This is a genomic window from Pseudomonas sp. (genome assembly GCF_050739935.1).
Taxonomy (GTDB): Bacteria; Pseudomonadota; Gammaproteobacteria; order Pseudomonadales; family Pseudomonadaceae; genus Aquipseudomonas.
In genome coordinates, this window is record NZ_JBOICF010000013.1 from 80,408 (window position 1) to 96,502 (window position 16,095).

The 16,095-nt window shown below is 57.2% G+C and carries 14 protein-coding genes and 1 tRNA gene; 12 read left to right on the plus strand and 3 right to left on the minus strand.

Features of this window, described 5'->3' with window-relative positions:
• The first annotated feature begins 15 nt into the window (after positions 1 to 15).
• Positions 16 to 399, plus strand: a complete 384-nt coding sequence (locus ACRER8_RS01680) for a hypothetical protein (RefSeq protein ID WP_431744626.1) — start codon at positions 16 to 18, stop codon at positions 397 to 399.
• Between the two features lie 750 nt (positions 400 to 1,149).
• Here the strand turns inward: ACRER8_RS01680 and ACRER8_RS01685 are convergent.
• Positions 1,150 to 1,234, minus strand: a tRNA-Leu gene (locus tag ACRER8_RS01685).
• 108 nt (positions 1,235 to 1,342) lie between these two features.
• Here ACRER8_RS01685 and queA point away from each other — a divergent pair.
• The 8 genes from queA to ACRER8_RS01725 all read left to right on the plus strand — a co-directional run bounded on the left by queA (position 1,343) and on the right by ACRER8_RS01725 (position 10,709).
• Complete coding sequence (queA, locus tag ACRER8_RS01690) at positions 1,343 to 2,422, plus strand: tRNA preQ1(34) S-adenosylmethionine ribosyltransferase-isomerase QueA (protein WP_431744627.1); 1,080 nt, start codon at positions 1,343 to 1,345, stop codon at positions 2,420 to 2,422.
• A 14-nt stretch (positions 2,423 to 2,436) separates the two neighbouring features.
• Positions 2,437 to 3,552, plus strand: a complete 1,116-nt coding sequence (tgt, locus tag ACRER8_RS01695) for a tRNA guanosine(34) transglycosylase Tgt (RefSeq protein ID WP_431744657.1) — start codon at positions 2,437 to 2,439, stop codon at positions 3,550 to 3,552.
• A 55-nt stretch (positions 3,553 to 3,607) separates the two neighbouring features.
• The gene (yajC, locus tag ACRER8_RS01700) at positions 3,608 to 3,946 is read left to right on the plus strand and encodes a preprotein translocase subunit YajC (protein WP_110950009.1); all 339 of its coding nucleotides are present in this window, start codon (positions 3,608 to 3,610) and stop codon (positions 3,944 to 3,946) included.
• A 62-nt stretch (positions 3,947 to 4,008) separates the two neighbouring features.
• Complete coding sequence (gene secD, locus ACRER8_RS01705) at positions 4,009 to 5,877, plus strand: protein translocase subunit SecD (RefSeq protein WP_431744628.1); 1,869 nt, start codon at positions 4,009 to 4,011, stop codon at positions 5,875 to 5,877.
• A 9-nt stretch (positions 5,878 to 5,886) separates the two neighbouring features.
• Positions 5,887 to 6,798 carry a protein translocase subunit SecF gene (gene secF / locus ACRER8_RS01710; RefSeq protein ID WP_431744629.1) on the plus strand — a complete coding sequence of 304 codons (912 nt, stop codon included), beginning with the start codon at positions 5,887 to 5,889 and terminating at the stop codon, positions 6,796 to 6,798.
• Positions 6,799 to 6,918: 120 nt separating this feature from the next.
• Entirely contained in the window at positions 6,919 to 7,464 is a 546-nt protein-coding gene (locus ACRER8_RS01715; RefSeq protein WP_431744630.1) for a glycine zipper 2TM domain-containing protein, read from the plus strand.
• A 338-nt stretch (positions 7,465 to 7,802) separates the two neighbouring features.
• Positions 7,803 to 9,044: an OprD family porin gene (locus ACRER8_RS01720; protein ID WP_431744631.1), complete on the plus strand. Its 1,242-nt coding sequence runs from the start codon at positions 7,803 to 7,805 to the stop codon at positions 9,042 to 9,044.
• Between the two features lie 66 nt (positions 9,045 to 9,110).
• Complete coding sequence (locus tag ACRER8_RS01725; RefSeq protein ID WP_431744632.1) at positions 9,111 to 10,709, plus strand: argininosuccinate lyase; 1,599 nt, start codon at positions 9,111 to 9,113, stop codon at positions 10,707 to 10,709.
• 58 nt (positions 10,710 to 10,767) lie between these two features.
• Here ACRER8_RS01725 and ACRER8_RS01730 read toward each other — a convergent pair whose 3' ends face one another.
• The gene (locus ACRER8_RS01730) at positions 10,768 to 12,042 is read right to left on the minus strand and encodes a cation:dicarboxylate symporter family transporter (protein WP_431744633.1); all 1,275 of its coding nucleotides are present in this window, start codon (positions 12,040 to 12,042) and stop codon (positions 10,768 to 10,770) included.
• A gap of 132 nt (positions 12,043 to 12,174) precedes the next feature.
• On the opposite strand from ACRER8_RS01730, the gene ACRER8_RS01735 reads away from it, so the two are divergent.
• The gene (locus tag ACRER8_RS01735; protein ID WP_431744634.1) at positions 12,175 to 13,107 is read left to right on the plus strand and encodes a LysR family transcriptional regulator; all 933 of its coding nucleotides are present in this window, start codon (positions 12,175 to 12,177) and stop codon (positions 13,105 to 13,107) included.
• Between the two features lie 207 nt (positions 13,108 to 13,314).
• Here the strand turns inward: ACRER8_RS01735 and suhB are convergent, their stop codons facing one another.
• Positions 13,315 to 14,130, minus strand: a complete 816-nt coding sequence (suhB, locus tag ACRER8_RS01740) for a type III secretion system regulator SuhB (protein WP_431744635.1) — start codon at positions 14,128 to 14,130, stop codon at positions 13,315 to 13,317.
• A gap of 236 nt (positions 14,131 to 14,366) precedes the next feature.
• On the opposite strand from suhB, the gene trmJ reads away from it, so the two are divergent.
• On the plus strand, positions 14,367 to 15,140 hold the full coding sequence (trmJ, locus tag ACRER8_RS01745; protein ID WP_431744636.1) for a tRNA (cytosine(32)/uridine(32)-2'-O)-methyltransferase TrmJ: 774 nt from the start codon (positions 14,367 to 14,369) through the stop codon (positions 15,138 to 15,140).
• A complete protein-coding gene (gene cysE, locus ACRER8_RS01750) occupies positions 15,140 to 15,940 on the plus strand; it encodes a serine O-acetyltransferase (RefSeq protein WP_431744637.1) in 801 nt (266 codons plus the stop codon). Before trmJ ends, cysE begins: the two co-directional genes overlap by 1 nt.
• Positions 15,941 to 16,095 lie beyond the last annotated feature (155 nt).

Here is a 16,095-nt window from a genome sequence, read left to right on the forward strand (position 1 = left end):
AGATATGAGGTATATATGGCATACGGCCACCTTATGGGCTTCATGTACGACGTAGGCAATGGTGTTGGAGAATTTTCGTACGAAGAGGAAAAAGGTGTTCCAGAAACCTTGGCAAATATTGTGCATGCATATGTTCAGGCGTATTACTGGCTCGATATATTCCTGTTGCGTAAGCAGATAAAGCATTACTTGGCTGCATACGCAAGTGAGGGTGCGGTCGACTATTATGATCCGCCTTTTAATCAGGAATTGTGTTTCGTGGAATATCACTTTCAATGTGAGTTGTTTGAGTTTTTAAATCAAGTTTTGAAGCTTATAGATAAGGAGATAAATAAGAAACGAAATGGCTTTATGGATGCGCTGATCGGTGTGATTTTTGGTTTCTTCATCCGTAAGTGATTTAATTCAGAAGGTAAAGGGGTGTCGGTGTGGGCTCGTTTTTTTTATAAATTTGTTTTGTGAAATTTATCGAGCACCACCAAATGCCCGTCTGTTCCATTGAGAAGGATATTTTGTCTTTTTCAAAAAAAGGTGAAGGCAAGGGACTATTCTTATATCGGATTCATTTCTGGTACGAGCTACTTTTTTATCCCAGAGCGATTCGGGTGCGAGCAGTCCGAATTACTACCCATTGTGTCGTCGAGTACTAAAAGGGTACGTGAGGAAAGACGATCTGTTTTCAATGATGCAGGCGGTGGCTGAGGCGCAAATGGGACGTGTCGATATAGCGAATTGCACGGGGGCGAGGCTCACAAGGACACCTACTACCCTAATCCGATTTTGATTCTGGCCGAAGGCCGTAGGGGCAAGCTTTCGCGATCTGCCGGGAACCGGCAGCAAATTCTCATCAGCGGATCTGCCGGAGGTGATCGCGAAGCCTATGGCTGAGAAGGGTGCAGGAGTGCGTAATAAGTTTTTGGACCTCTGGCGCGGCACTTTGTTAAGGCGATAAACGCTCGAACATGTATGCCCCCTTATAGCTTCGCGAAAATTGAGCGGCATCAGGCCGGCTATCTGAACGCTCTGTGTTCCAAGGGTATCTAAGCAGTCTCTGCCCAGTTTTCATCAACTCGCAGCCACAAAAAAACCGGCTCAAATCTGGCCGGTTTTTTTCCCCCAAGTCATGCAGCCCTTGAAGGTCCTACTGTTTGGTGCCCCGAGGGAGACTCGAACTCCCACTCCTTTCGAAAACGGATTTTGAATCCGCCGCGTCTACCAATTCCGCCATCAGGGCTCAATGGCGGCGAAGTATAGAGACGAGCCTACCGTTGGTCAATCATGTTTCATGGTCAATTTTCAGGTTTTCGGCTAAACTTCCCGGCCCTGCTAGACGAACCCCATCATGCGTGTCGCCGACTTTACCTTCGAACTCCCTGATGCATTGATCGCTCGCCATCCTTTGGCGGAGCGTCACAGCAGCCGTTTGCTGACCCTTGACGGGCCGAGCGGCGCGCTGGCTCATCGCCAATTCACTGATTTGCTGGAGTATTTGCGCCCTGGCGATCTCATGGTTTTCAACAATACCCGGGTAATTCCGGCGCGTTTGTTCGGCCAGAAGGCTTCGGGCGGCAAGCTGGAGATTCTGGTGGAACGGGTGCTGGATCAGCATCGCGTGCTGGCCCATGTGCGTTCCAGCAAGTCGCCGAAAGCGGGTTCGACGATCCTCATCGATGGAGGTGGCGAGGCCGAGATGGTCGCGCGCCATGAGGCGTTGTTCGAGCTACGTTTTGCCGAGCCGGTGCTACCGCTGTTGGAGCGCGTCGGGCATATGCCGTTGCCTCCTTATATAGATCGTCCGGATGACGATGCGGACCGCGAGCGTTATCAGACGGTGTACGCGCAGCGCGCTGGTGCGGTGGCGGCTCCGACGGCGGGGTTGCATTTCGATCAGCCGATGATGGACGCGATTGCCGAGAAGGGCGTCGAGACAGCGTTCGTCACGCTGCACGTGGGGGCAGGCACGTTTCAGCCAGTGCGCGTCGAGCGTATCGAAGATCATCATATGCACAGCGAGTGGCTGGAAGTCACCGAGGATGTGGTCGAGGCTGTGTCAGCGTGCCGCGCGCGCGGCGGTCGAGTGATCGCGGTCGGTACGACCAGCGTGCGGTCGCTGGAGAGCGCTGCCCGCGATGGCGTGCTCAAGCCGTTCAGCGGCGACACCGATATCTTCATTTATCCGGGGCGGCCGTTTCATGTGATCGACGCCCTGATCACCAACTTCCATCTGCCTGAATCCACGCTGTTGATGCTGGTTTCGGCATTCGCCGGTTACCCGGAAACCATGGCGGCCTATGCGGCTGCAGTGGAAAACGGTTACCGCTTCTTCAGTTACGGGGATGCCATGTTCATCACCCGCAATCCCGTGCCGACGGCTCCCAAGGATTCAGCTCCTGTGGACTCGGCCCCAGAGGATCAAGCATGAGTCGCACCTGTCGTATGTCTTTCGAGTTGCTTGCCACTGATGGCAAGGCTCGTCGAGGTCGTTTGACCTTCCCCCGTGGCGTGGTCGAAACCCCGGCGTTCATGCCGGTGGGTACCTATGGCACGGTCAAGGGCATGCTGCCTCGGGATATTGAGGCCACGGGTGCACAGATCATCCTCGGCAACACTTTCCATCTGTGGCTGCGTCCTGGAACTGAGGTGATCAAGGGTCACGGCGACCTGCATGATTTCATGCAGTGGAAAGGGCCGATTCTGACCGACTCCGGCGGTTTCCAGGTGTTCAGCCTGGGCGCGATGCGCAAGATCAAGGAGGAGGGCGTGACCTTCGCTTCTCCTGTCGATGGCGCCAAAGTGTTCATGGGGCCTGAAGAATCGATGCAGGTTCAGCGCGATTTGGGTTCGGACATCGTGATGATTTTCGACGAATGCACGCCGTATCCCGCCGATGAAGATGTCGCGCGTACATCGATGGAACTGTCGCTTCGTTGGGCCAAGCGTTCGAAGATCGCCCATGGCGAAAACACGGCGGCGCTGTTCGGCATCGTCCAGGGCGGTATGCATGAGAACCTGCGCATGCGCTCGCTTGAAGGCTTGAACGAACTCGATTTTGACGGTCTGGCCATCGGCGGCCTGTCGGTTGGTGAGCCCAAGCACGAGATGATCAAAGTCCTGGATTATCTGCCAGGTCGGATGCCGGCTGACAAACCTCGTTACCTTATGGGTGTAGGCAAGCCCGAAGACCTGGTTGAAGGTGTGCGACGCGGAGTCGACATGTTCGACTGCGTCATGCCGACGCGCAATGCTCGCAACGGCCATCTGTTCATCGACACCGGTGTGCTGAAGATTCGTAACGCGTTTCATCGCCATGATGATTCGCCGCTGGATCCGACCTGCGATTGCTACACCTGCAAGAACTTCTCCCGCGCTTATCTGCATCACCTGGACAAGTGCGGCGAAATGCTGGGGAGCATGCTCAATACGATCCACAATTTGCGGCATTACCAGCTGCTTATGGCTGGTTTGCGCGAGGCTATTCAACAAGGTACATTGGCCGCCTTTGTCGACACGTTCTATGCCAAACGCGGGCTTGCGACGCCGCTGCTGGACTGAATGACAGCCGGTCTTACCGCTTCTTATTATTAAAATTAAGCAACTGGAGTGTTAAATGAGTTTTTTCATCTCTTCCGCCTTCGCGGATGCGGCTGCACCTGCCCCTGCAGGTCCTATGGGTGGCGGCTTCGAGTGGATCTTCCTGGTCGGCTTCCTGGTCATCTTCTACCTGATGATCTGGCGCCCACAGGCCAAGCGCGCCAAAGAGCAGAAGAACCTGCTGGGCAACTTGCAGAAGGGCGATGAAGTCGTCACTTCCGGCGGTATTGCAGGCAAGATCAACAAAGTGACCGATGACTTCGTCGTCATCGAAGTTTCCGACACCGTAGAACTGAAGATCCAGAAGGGCGCCATCGCTGCCACCCTGCCTAAGGGCACCCTGAAAGCCATCTGATTCCAGTCTTTTACCAATCGACGGGGCGCGCAAGGCGCCCCGCGTTATAAGCAGGCGGCGTGATGTTGAACAAATACCCTCTGTGGAAATACATCCTGATCCTGGCAGTGCTGGCGATCGGCTTTATTTATTCCGCACCCAATCTCTACCCTGATGACCCGGCCATTCAGGTCAGCGGCGCAAGCACTGCGTTGCAGGTCAATCAGGCTGATCTGGATCGAGTGAGCAAGGCGCTTACCGATGCTGGCATCGCGGTCAAGGGCGCGTCTCTTGCCGAGAATGGCAAGGGCGGTTTGTTGCGTCTGACCAAACAGGAAGACCAGCTGCCAGCCAAGGATGTCGCACGCAAAGCGCTGGGCGATGACTATGTTGTTGCGTTGAACCTGGCACAGACGACGCCCAAGTGGTTGCGCGGCATAGGCGCAACCCCGATGAAGCTGGGTCTGGACTTGTCCGGTGGTGTGCACTTCCTGCTTGAAGTCGACATGGACAAGGCCCTGAGCGCCCGTCTGAATGTCTACGAAGGCGAAGTGAAGAGCCTGCTGCGCAAGGAAAAACTCCGCTATCGCAGCTTGCCGCAGGATGGCAATGCCATTCAGTTGGGCTTCAGTGACACCGATTCCCGCGAGCAGGCCCGTGCCCTGATCCGCAAGGATTACAGCGATTTCGATATCACCATGAGCGATCGTGGCGAGATGCCGATCCTGCGCCTGGCCATGACTCAGGCCAAGGTCGCCGAGATCCGCGAATATTCAATCAAGCAGAACCTGACCACGGTACGTAACCGCGTCAACGAGCTGGGCGTGGCTGAGCCACTGGTTCAGCGTCAGGGTGCCAATCGCATCGTGGTCGAGCTGCCAGGCGTGCAGGACACTGCCGAAGCCAAGCGTATTCTCGGCAAGACTGCCAACCTTGAGTTCCGTCTGGGCGCTGGCCCGGATGACACCAAGGCCACCACTGAAATGTTCGAGTTCCGCGAAGGCGGTCGTCCTGCCGCGGCGGTAGAGCGTGGGTTGATCATCACCGGTGACCAGGTGACCGACGCCAAGGCTGGCTTCGACGAGCACGGCCGTCCACAGGTGAATATCAAACTGGACGGTCACGGTGGCGATCTGATGAGCCGTGCGACCCGCGCCAACGTAGGTCGCAGCATGGCGGTGATCTTCATCGAACAGCGTCCGCAGACCACATACACCAAGCAGGTCGTGGACGGTGTCGAGAAAGACGTGCCGGTGCAGACCTTCAAGGAAGACAAGAAAATCATCAGCCTGGCGACCATCCAGTCGCCGCTGGGTAGCCAGTTTCGTATCACCGGCCTGAACGGCCAGGGTGAATCCTCCGAGCTCGCGCTGCTGCTGCGTGCCGGTGGGCTGGCTGCACCGATGTACTTCGCTGAAGAACGCACAATCGGCCCGAGCCTGGGTGCCGACAACATCACCAAGGGTATCGACGCATCCCTGTGGGGCATGCTGTTCGTCTCGCTGTTCATTCTCGCCATCTACCGTTTCTTCGGTCTGATCGCGACGGTTGCACTGGCCTTCAACATGGTCATGCTGCTGGCGCTGATGTCGCTGCTGGGGGCAACTCTCACCCTGCCAGGTATCGCCGGTATCGTGTTGACCATGGGGATGGCGGTGGACGCCAACGTGCTGATCTTCTCGCGGATTCGTGAGGAACTGGCTAACGGCATGAGTGTGCAGCGTGCGATCAACGAAGGTTTCGACCGCGCCTACACCGCGATTCTCGACGCCAACCTGACTTCGCTTCTGGTCGGCGGCATTCTCTATGCCATGGGCACAGGGCCAGTCAAAGGTTTCGCCGTGACCATGTCCCTCGGGATCTTTACCTCGATGTTCACAGCCATCATGGTGACCCGCGCAATGGTCAACCTGATTTATGGCGGTCGTGACGTCAAGAAGCTGTGGATTTAAGGGGCTGACATGAAACGTACGATCAACTTCATGGGCGTTCGCAATATTGCGTTCGCCATTACCATGCTCCTTACCGTACTGGCGTTGTTCAGCTGGTTCCATAAAGGGCTCAACTTCGGTCTGGATTTCACCGGCGGTACGCTGATCGAGCTGACTTACGAGCATCCTGCCGATCTGGGCAAGGTGCGCGAGGAGCTGGCTTCTTCGGGCTATCACGAAGCGATCGTGCAGAGCTTCGGTGCGACCACCGACCTGCTGGTGCGCATGCCGGGCGAAGACCCGCAATTGGGTGCTCAGGTTGCCGAAGCGCTGCGCAAGACCGGCGCCGATAACCCGGTAACGGTCAAGCGCGTAGAGTTCGTTGGCCCGCAGGTGGGTGAAGAACTGCGCGACCAGGGTGGCATCGGCATGTTGCTGGCGCTGGGCGGGGTTCTGATCTACCTGGCTTTCCGCTTCCAGTGGAAATTTGCGGTCGGCGCCATCGTTTCGCTGATCCATGACGTGGTGGTAACGATGGGTATCCTGTCGTTCTTCCAGGTGACGTTCGACCTGACCGTATTGGCGGCCGTACTGGCGATCATCGGTTACTCGCTCAACGACACCATCGTGGTATTCGACCGGGTACGCGAGAACTTCCGTCTGCTGCGCAAGGCTTCGCTGATCGAGAACATCAACATCTCGACCACCCAGACCCTGCTGCGGACCATGGCGACCTCGATCTCCACACTGCTGGCAATCGTCGCACTCTGGATCTTCGGCGGCGACAGCTTGCACGGGTTCTCGGTTGCCCTGTTCATCGGCGTTCTGGCAGGTACTTACTCGTCGATCTACATCGCCAACGTGGTGCTGATCTGGCTGAACCTGCGTTCCGAGGACCTGCTGCCACCCGTGACGACTGAGAAGGTTGACGATCGTCCATAACGATTTTTTCCTGACCAGTCATCAAGTTAAAAAGGCGCGAGTATGAACTCGCGCCTTTTTTTGTGCTCCAAGGCTGGGAGTAGCGCGAGCAGCTGCGCTGAATATGGTCAGGAGGTTCACGTGAACAAGTCGTTGCTAGTTGGTGCGGTATTGGGTGCTGTCGGTGTGACCGCCGGTGGTGCTTTGGCCACCTATAGCCTCGTAAAATCAAACGGTCCAGAGTACGCGGACGTACTCGCCGTCGAGCCTGTGAAAGAACAAATCAAAACCCCTCGTCAAGTATGCAAGGATGTCGCGGTCACTCACCGCGCTCCGGTCAAGGACCAGCACCAGATCGTGGGCAGTGTCATCGGTGCCGTAGCGGGTGGCTTGCTCGGTAATCAGGTAGGTGGCGGTAACGGCAAGAAAATCGCGACCGTTGCAGGTGCTGTCGGTGGCGGCTATGCCGGTAACAAGGTTCAGGAAGGCATGCAGAACCGCGATACCTACACAACCACCGAGTCGCGCTGCAACACCGTCAATGACATCAGCGACAAGGTCGTGGGCTATAACGTGAAGTACAAACTGAATGACAAGGTCGGCCAGGTGCGGATGGATCGTGATCCGGGCAGTCAAATTCCGGTCAACAAGGACGGTCAGCTGGAATTGAGTCAGGCGGGTCAATAAGCGCTGATTCGAAGGCTCTTAAAAAACACCCCTCGCGTAGGGGTGTTTTTTTTTGCCTGCGATTCAACATCTGCCCATGTGCCCTTTAGGAGCCGGCTTGCTGGCGAAGGCGGTGTGCCAGTCGCTGATCATTTGACTGACTCAATGCGTTCGCCGGCAAGTCGGCTCCTACAAAATTATTTCGATACTTTAAAAGTCTGGAGTAGGTAGTAACTATATATTTTTAATCGGAATACCCGCCGCGTAAGCTTTTCCGAGTGATCAGAGCAGACGCTCGCGTCTGTTGGTTCACCTGCACAACTCTAATAAAAACCAGCTACACCAGGCGGAACATAAAAATGCATAAAAGCCCTGTATCTCTAGGCCTCACGTCTGCTGCTCTCGGTTTGAGCCTGACTTTCCCAGGTTTTGCCGAGGCCGATTTTCTCGAAGACAGCAAAGCCGATCTCGAATTTCGCAACTTCTATTTCAACAGCGATTACCATCAGGAAGGCGCGACCCAGTCCAAGCGCGATGAGTGGGCCCAAGGCCTGATCCTCAATTACGAATCCGGGTTTACCGAAGGCGCGGTTGGTTTTGGTGTGGACGCTATCGGCCTGTTTGGTCTGAAGCTGGACTCAGGCCCCGATCGCCGCAACACCGGTCTGCTGCCGGTCGGTGACGAAAGAGCCCCCGATGATTACGGCCGCTCAGGCGTCACTGCCAAGGCGCGTTTCGCCAGGAGTGTGCTGCGGGTTGGCACTTTGCTGCCCAAGCTGCCAACGGTCGTACCCAACGACGGACGCCTGCTGCCGCAGACCTTTCGCGGCGCCCAGCTGACTTCAAAAGACATCAACGACATGACTCTCAATGTCGGCCGCCTGACCAGCAACACCGAGCGCAATGACAGCGGTCACGAAGATATCGAAGCCGAGGCCAAGGGCATAAAGGGGGGGCGTCCGAGCGACAAGTTCGACTTCGCCAGTGCCAGTTACAGCTGGACCAAGGGGCTGACCACGTCCTACAACTACGGTGGCCTTGAGAACAACTACAAACAGCACATCGTCACCTTGCTTCACAGCTTTCCACTGAGTGAGTCTCAGTCGATCAAAAGCGATCTGCGTTACGCGCGTTCGCTCAAGGATGGCAACACCAACATCGATAACACCGCTGTCGGTGCGCGTTTTACCTACAACATCAGTGGCCACGGTTTCGGCGTGGCTTACCAGAAGATGAGCGGCGAAACGGGCTTCCCGCATTTAGCCGGCACCGACTCCTTTCTCGTCAACTACGTGATGATTTCCCCCGACTTCGCCAGCCCCGAAGAACGCTCATGGCAGGCCCGCTACGACTACGACTTCGCTGCCATCGGCTTGCCTGGCCTGACCTTCATGACCCGCTATCTTCAGGGCGACAACTTCGCGCGCGGCAGCAAGGAAGGCACTGAATGGGAACGCAACTCCGACATCGCCTATGTGTTCCAGAGCGGTGCGTTGAAAAACCTCGAATTGAAATGGCGCAACGGTAGCTATCGTAGCAACGGCGGCAACAGCATCGACCAGAATCGCGTCATCGTCAGCTACACGCTGCCGTTGCTGTGATACATCACGTTTTCAACAAGATCCCGACAACGCTCACCCTCGGCAATCGCCGTATTGGAGCCTGAAATGCCAACAAGAAAGACCTTGCTTCATCTGGCCGTCGCTTATGTGCTGAGCACCAGCTATGGGGCCTATGCGGCCAACACCGCCGATCTGCCGTGCAAAACCACAGAAGAGTGCGCCGCTCAGGCTGCGAAGATCGGCGCTACTGTCGACAAGTCGAAGACCAAAGGCAGCAAGACCGAGAGCCAGTTCTCCTGGTTGAACCGGATCAACAAGGCCTCGATCGTCATGCTGACCGAGGAGGGAATCGTCAAACCCGAGATGGGCCAGAAAATCGCTACGGGCGTGCGCTACGCCATCGACCAGGCTGACCAGCCCAATGGCAAGCGTCCCAGCGACGTGCTTCAGCTGGAGGAAATCATGACCGACAAGATCGGCCCTGAAGCCTCGCTGATTCACTCCGGCCGCAGTCGTCAGGATATGCTCGCCACCTACCGTCTGGCTAAGCTGCGCTCCGACGTTCTGGCCTACAGCGAAGCCATGAACGCCACCCGCAAGCGCCTGTTGGATCTCGCGGACAAGAATGTCGATACGCTGATTCCAGCCTATACCAACGGCGTACAAGCGATGCCGATCACCTACGCGCATTATCTGCTGGCGTATGAAGCGGCGTTTGATCGTGACGGTCAGCGCATTCGTGAGCTGTATCAGCGCTTGAATCAGAGCCCGATGGGGACGGCTGTACTTGCGAACTCGGCGTATCCGCTGAACCGCGAGCGCATGGCTGAACTGCTGGGCTTCGACGGTGTGCGTGAAAACTCGCTGGATTCCAGCCAGGTTTCGACCTATGACATCCCGATCGAAGCGGCGAACGTTGCCTCATCGTCGGCCATTCGTGTCGGCGCGCTGATTGGTGACATTCACACCCAGTATCACCAGATCCGTCCCTGGCTGCTGCTGGACGAGGAAAAAACCTACACCAGTAGTGCTATGCCTCAGAAGCGCAATCCGGGCTTGTTGATGCGTGCTCGTGAAACGGCGTCGGATGTTGTAGGCCTGACCCAGACCGTGACCTTGCGTGCGCACAACGTGACCACCGGCATGACTGACTACAAGTTCGCCTTCGACTCGCTGGGCGTCTTCGATTCGACCAAGGACATGTTTGGCGCGATGGACGCGGTGCTCGATGCGCTACAGGTCAATCCCCAGCGAGCCCGCGAAGAACTGGAGAACGAATGGACGACTTCCATGGAATTGGCAGACACGCTGGAGCGCACGCAGAAGGTGCCGTTCCGTATTGGTCACAGCTTCGCGTCGTTGATCGTAGAGCAGGCGCGCGATCAAGGTCTCACGCCGAAAACCTTCCCTTACGCCGATGCGCAGAAGCTCTACACCAAGGCTGCGGACAAGTATCAGTGGAAGCAGAATACCTTGCCGCTGGATGAGGCAACCTTCCGCGCTTCGCTGTCGCCGGAGAACATGGTCAAGACCCGCAAAGGCACCGGCGGCCCGCAACCGGAGGAGGTCAAGCGCATGCTGGCCGAAGCGCACAAGACGCTGGATGCCGATCAGGCGTGGCTGCGCGAGCGCCGAGAAAAGCTGACGCAAGCTGAAGGAAACCTGGATCGGGCGTTCGAGAAGTTGTTGTCGTCCAAAGGTTGAGATCAGTCAGCGAAAAAACGCCATTTAGTTGATAGACGAAGGTCCTGTGGGAGCGCATTCATTCGCGATTAGGTGTTTCGGGCGATGGAGATTCATCGTCCATGATGCCGTCTTGCGAATGAATGCGCTCCCACAGGTTCAATGCGTTCTGCCACCGTGCAATCGCCAGGCATGCCACGCAATTGCCCAGCACGTTGGTCAGCACGCGGCACTTCATCAGGCGCTCCACGCCCAGCAGCAATCCCACCCCTTCCAGCGGCACCACATGCAGCAGATTGAGCGTCGCGATCAGGGTAAAAAACGCCGATCCCGCCATGCTGGTCGAGCCCAAAGAGGTCACCAGAGAAATCAGCACCAGAGTCAGCAAGTCGGTCCCCGTCAGCTCTATTCCCGACATCTGCGCGAGAAACAGCACTGCCGTGATCAGGTAGATATTCGAGCCGCTGAGGTTGAAGGTGTAACCGGTGGTCAATACCAGGCGCGTCAATTGTCGATCGCAACCCAGCGTCTGCATCTTTTCGATCAGGCCCGGAAGCGCTGCCACAGAAGAGCCGGTGAAGGTGACCAACAGCAACTCGTCCTTGATATGCATCACCAGCGACCAAAGCGACACGCCCGATATTTGCGCCGTCGGCATCAGCACCAGTAAGACAAACGCCCCGCACGCCAGGTACATGACGGCGACGAACTTCGCCAGCGGCAGCGCAGAAGCCGGGCCGAACTTGCCGATGGTGAAGGCGATAGCACCAAAGGCTGCAAGGGGAGCGAATCGCAGGATTAGCCTCAGGCCCTTGAAGAGCAACTCGACGATCTTTTCAAGCATCAGCCGCAGTGCGTCGGCATGACGATGGCCGCGGGCGCGCGCCATCGCTGCGCCTGTCAGCAGGCCCGCGAGCATCACCTGCAGGATGGGATTCTGCGTGAGGGCGCGGGTGAACATTGAGCCTACGGCATCCCACGAGAAATCTGACGGTGAAGATGGCGCATTGGCCAGGTTCGCCGCAAGGTCCGAAGTGCTCAATCCATCACGGGTGCCAGGGTGGGTAAGATCCGCAATCAGGCAAGCCAGGCACAAAGACAGCAGCGCCATGCTTTGAAAATAAACCAAGACCTTGCCCGCTAGACCACGTTGCTTGACCTGCAACCCCGCGACGCCGGACGCGATCAGCAGAAACATCATGAACGGCATCAGCCAGCCGACGATGCGGATAAATCCGTCGCTCAACGGTTTCATTTCCACCGCAAGCTTCGGATCGAAGACGCCTAGAAGCGCGCCACAGACAATGGCCAGGAGAAGTTGCAGAGTTGTGCTGCGAAGAAGCCTGGTAGGCATCGGGTTTCCGGAGTTGGCGTACTTATTGTTATGTGCGTGCACTTGCCAGTGCGACGACGATTGGGCACGCTTGCCGGCCAATGTCGCATTGATCGGCGGCAATCATAAAACCTCGCTGCGAGATAGACCACCATGGAGCTCCGTCATCTGCGCTATTTCGTGATGGTGGCCGAAGAGCGGCATTTTACTCGCGCGGCAGCACGGCTGAACATGCAGCAACCGCCGCTCAGCCAGCAGATTCGCGCGCTGGAAGATGAGCTGGGTTTCGATTTGTTCAAGCGTCACCCCAAGGGCGTGGATCTCACTGCTGGTGGTCAGGTTTTCCTGCAAGAGGCGCAGGACATTCTGGCGCGGGTCAAGGAGGGTTCGCTCAAGGCTTCGCGCGCAGCCCACGGCATTGAGGGCCAACTGAGCATCGGGTTTACCAGCTCGGCAGCGGCTCATCCGCTTATCCCGCGGATCATTCGCGCTTATCGTGAACGTTTTCCGGGCGTGGCCGTGTCGCTCAAGGAAGGCAGCGCTCAGCAACTGACCGATGCAACCATTGATGGCAGCGTGAATGTCGGTATTTTGCGAGCGCCGGTCGGTCGCCATCAAAGCATCGAATTTCACCGGCTGCTCAATGAGGAAATGCTGCTGACGTTACCAATGGGGCATCGTTTGTTGGCAGGGCATGAAGCAGGATGTGAGGCGCCTGTCATCTCGTTAATGGATCTGGCCGACGAACATTTCATCCTTGTCCGTCGTCCGGGGGCTCCGGGGATGTACGCCAATCTGATCAAGGCCTGTCAGAACGCGGGGTTCAACCCGAAGATCGCTTTCGAGGTCGAGCGCATGCTCACCAACGTCAGCCTGGTCGCTGCGGGGGCGGGAATTTCCATCGTGCCAGCGTCGATGAGGGATGTTCACAAGGAAAGCGTGGTCTATTGCCGGATCGGTAACGCCAAGCCGCAACTGCACGCCCCCATCACGCTGGTCTGTCGTAGTTTCAATCAGTTGCCGCCGCTGGAGAATTTCATTGATTTGTCCCGCGAATTGAGTGGGCGGAAAATCACACAGCGCTAACGTCGTGCGCGTCTTTGTAGGAGTCGGCTAGCTGGCGAACGCGGTGTGTCAGTCAACTCATCTGTAACTGAGCTAACGGGTTCGCCTGCAAGCCGGCTCCTAAAGGGGGGCGTGTCGTACCGAGGTTCGGTGTCGGCTTCGAGCAGCGGTTGACGCGCAAGGTATAAAAAAACCGGCACATGGCCGGTTTTTTTGCAGCTGCGAAACTTAGCGTTTCAGCGAAGCTGGTACGAATGGAGCGATCGAGGTCAGGACGGCTTTGAAACACTTGGTGTTGCCTGCAACGATGTGACCCTTCTCGAGGAAGTCGTGGCCGCCGTTGAAGTCGCTGACCAGACCACCTGCTTCCTGAATCAGCAGGGCGCCGGCAGCCATGTCCCACTCCGACAGACCCGATTCCCAGAACGCGTCGAAACGTCCGGCAGCCACATAGGCCAGATCCAGGCTTGCTGCGCCAGCGCGGCGAATGCCGGCAGTCTGGCCAACCAGCGAGCGGAACATGTTCAGATAGTTTTCAAGGTTATCCAACTGGTTCTCGCGGAACGGGAAACCGGTGCCGAGCAGAGCGCCATCCAGGCTCTTGCGTGGGCTGACGCGCAGGCGACGACCATTCAGTTGAGCGCCACGGCCACGACTGGCGGTGAATTCTTCCTGGCGAACCGGATCGAGGACGACGGCGTGCTCCAGGCGACCACGGTATTTGCAAGCAATGCTGACCGCAAAATGCGGAACACCGCGAACGAAGTTGGTGGTGCCGTCCAGCGGGTCGATGACCCACAGATAGTCCGCGCCTTCACCGCTGCCTTCTTTCAGGCCGGTTTCTTCGCCAAGGATGCCGTGGGTCGGATAGGCCTTGAGCAGCGCGTCGATAATGACTTTTTCCGCGGCGCGATCGATCTCGGTCACATAGTCTTTCGCGTCTTTTTCGTCGACCTTGATGGTATCCAGGCGCTCGATGGAGCGGAAAATCAATTCGCTGGCGCTGCGGGCGGCGCGCAGCGCGATATTCAGCATGGGCTGCATGGATGTATCACCTAGGTCGTTAAAGAGAGCCGGGCATTCTATGGGTTCTTGTCGATGATTTCCAGCGTAAGCAAACCGTTTTATCATGCGGCCGGTCGCCTCATCCCCCGGCTGAAGGTGGCTGGTCGGTTGCGTTTTAACGGTGTATGTAGAACGTATGGCAAGGGTTCATAGCCTTGAGCCGGGCGCTTCTGTAACATTCGACCCCCTTTTTACCTCCTAGCGAGACTTCACCAGTGCTGCAAAATATTCGTGTTGTCCTGGTCGGAACCAGCCATCCGGGAAATATCGGTGGTGCGGCGCGTGCCATGAAGAACATGGGGCTTTCGCGTCTGGTGCTGGTTGACCCGGCGATGTTTCCCCATCACGACGCCGATGCCCGTGCTTCGGGGGCCAGTGACATTTTGGAAAACGCTCAGGTTGTCGCCACTCTGGAAGATGCCCTGGTCGGTTGCAATCTGGTGATGGGCACCAGCGCGCGGGACCGCCGCATTCCCTGGCCGCTGCTGGACCCGCGTGAAGCCGGCGTCAAGACCGTCGAGCACGCCGCGCTGGGTGAGGAAATCGCCCTGGTGTTCGGTCGTGAATATGCAGGGCTGACCAACGAAGAACTGCAGCGCTGTCACTTCCATGTGCATATCCCGTCCGATCCCGAGTTCAGTTCGCTAAATCTGGCGGCTGCCGTGCAAGTGCTCAGCTACGAGACGCGCATGGCGTGGCTCGCGGGGGAAGGGCAGGCGAGCAAGGCCGAGAAGTTCGAGGTCAACTCGGTGCGCAGTACCGAACTGGCAACGATGGATGAGATGGAGAAATTCTATGAGCATCTGCAAGCCACTCTGGTGAACATTGGCTTCCTCGATCCAGAGAAGCCTCGTCATTTGATGGCTCGGCTGCGTCGGCTTTACGGACGCTCGGCTGTCAACCGATCTGAAATGAGCATTTTGCGTGGCATTCTCACCGAGACCCAGAAAGCGGCCAACGGTGAGCCCTACAAGCGGAAGGATCAGTGATGTTCGAGCGTCTGCGAGAAGATATTCAAAGCGTGTTTCACCGTGACCCGGCAGCGCGAAACGCGTTCGAAGTACTGACCTGTTATCCAGGCATGCACGCGATCTGGTTGCATCGGCTGTCTGGCTGGCTATGGCGCAAGGAATTGAAATGGCCGGCGCGCATGGTGTCCAACTTCGGGCGTTGGTTGACGGGCATCGAAATCCATCCCGGCGCCAAGGTTGGCCGACGCTTCTTCATTGACCACGGCATGGGCATCGTCATTGGCGAGACGGCCGAGATCGGTGACGACGTGACCCTTTATCAGGGCGTGACCCTGGGCGGCACCAGTTGGAACAAGGGCAAGCGCCATCCCACGCTGGAATCAGGCGTGGTGGTAGGGGCGGGGGCCAAGGTGCTGGGTCCTTTCACGGTCGGAGCAGGCGCGAAGGTTGGCTCCAACGCGGTGGTCACCAAGCCCGTTCCGGCGGGTGCGACCGTGGTGGGTATTCCTGGTCGGATCATCGTCAAGTCTGATGAAAATGGCTCCGAGGAAAGCAGTGCCGAAGCCAAGCGCAAGGCCATGGCCGAGAAGATCGGCTTTGATGCCTATGGCGTCAGCGAAGACATGCCAGACCCGGTTGCCAAGGCGATTGGTCAATTGCTCGATCATTTGCAGGCAGTCGACGTGCGCATGGAAGACATGGGCAAGGCGCTCAAAGGGCTCGGCTGCGAGTACCGCGAGAAGGAGCTTCCGGAACTGCGCAAGGAAGTTTTCGACTGCATCAAGGAACGCAGCGAGGGCAAGGTCGCACAGCAATAAGCCTCGATGCGCGTAGCGAAACCCGGACATGCCATTTCAGCCTTGGTTTTGCTATCATGCCGCCGCGCTTTTGCGGTTAATTCCGACTGTTTCGCTAGGTCTTATAGTTGACTTAAATACTCGGGAATAGCATACTCGCTCTCATTCCGAACCTC

Bases quoted from the DNA above. Each gene is read 5' to 3' on its own strand.
- suhB (WP_431744635.1), bottom strand. From the start codon at position 14,130: ATGCAGCCCATGCTGAATATCGCGCTGCGCGCCGCCCGCAGCGCCAGC.
- secF (WP_431744629.1), top strand. From the start codon at position 5,887: ATGAAACGTACGATCAACTTCATGGGCGTTCGCAATATTGCGTTCGCC.
- secD (WP_431744628.1), top strand. From the start codon at position 4,009: ATGTTGAACAAATACCCTCTGTGGAAATACATCCTGATCCTGGCAGTG.
- ACRER8_RS01725 (WP_431744632.1), top strand. From the start codon at position 9,111: ATGCCAACAAGAAAGACCTTGCTTCATCTGGCCGTCGCTTATGTGCTG.
- ACRER8_RS01730 (WP_431744633.1), bottom strand. From the start codon at position 12,042: ATGCCTACCAGGCTTCTTCGCAGCACAACTCTGCAACTTCTCCTGGCC.
- ACRER8_RS01735 (WP_431744634.1), top strand. From the start codon at position 12,175: ATGGAGCTCCGTCATCTGCGCTATTTCGTGATGGTGGCCGAAGAGCGG.
- yajC (WP_110950009.1), top strand. From the start codon at position 3,608: ATGAGTTTTTTCATCTCTTCCGCCTTCGCGGATGCGGCTGCACCTGCC.
- cysE (WP_431744637.1), top strand. From the start codon at position 15,140: ATGTTCGAGCGTCTGCGAGAAGATATTCAAAGCGTGTTTCACCGTGAC.
- queA (WP_431744627.1), top strand. From the start codon at position 1,343: ATGCGTGTCGCCGACTTTACCTTCGAACTCCCTGATGCATTGATCGCT.
- tgt (WP_431744657.1), top strand. From the start codon at position 2,437: ATGTCTTTCGAGTTGCTTGCCACTGATGGCAAGGCTCGTCGAGGTCGT.
- ACRER8_RS01720 (WP_431744631.1), top strand. From the start codon at position 7,803: ATGCATAAAAGCCCTGTATCTCTAGGCCTCACGTCTGCTGCTCTCGGT.
- ACRER8_RS01680 (WP_431744626.1), top strand. From the start codon at position 16: ATGGCATACGGCCACCTTATGGGCTTCATGTACGACGTAGGCAATGGT.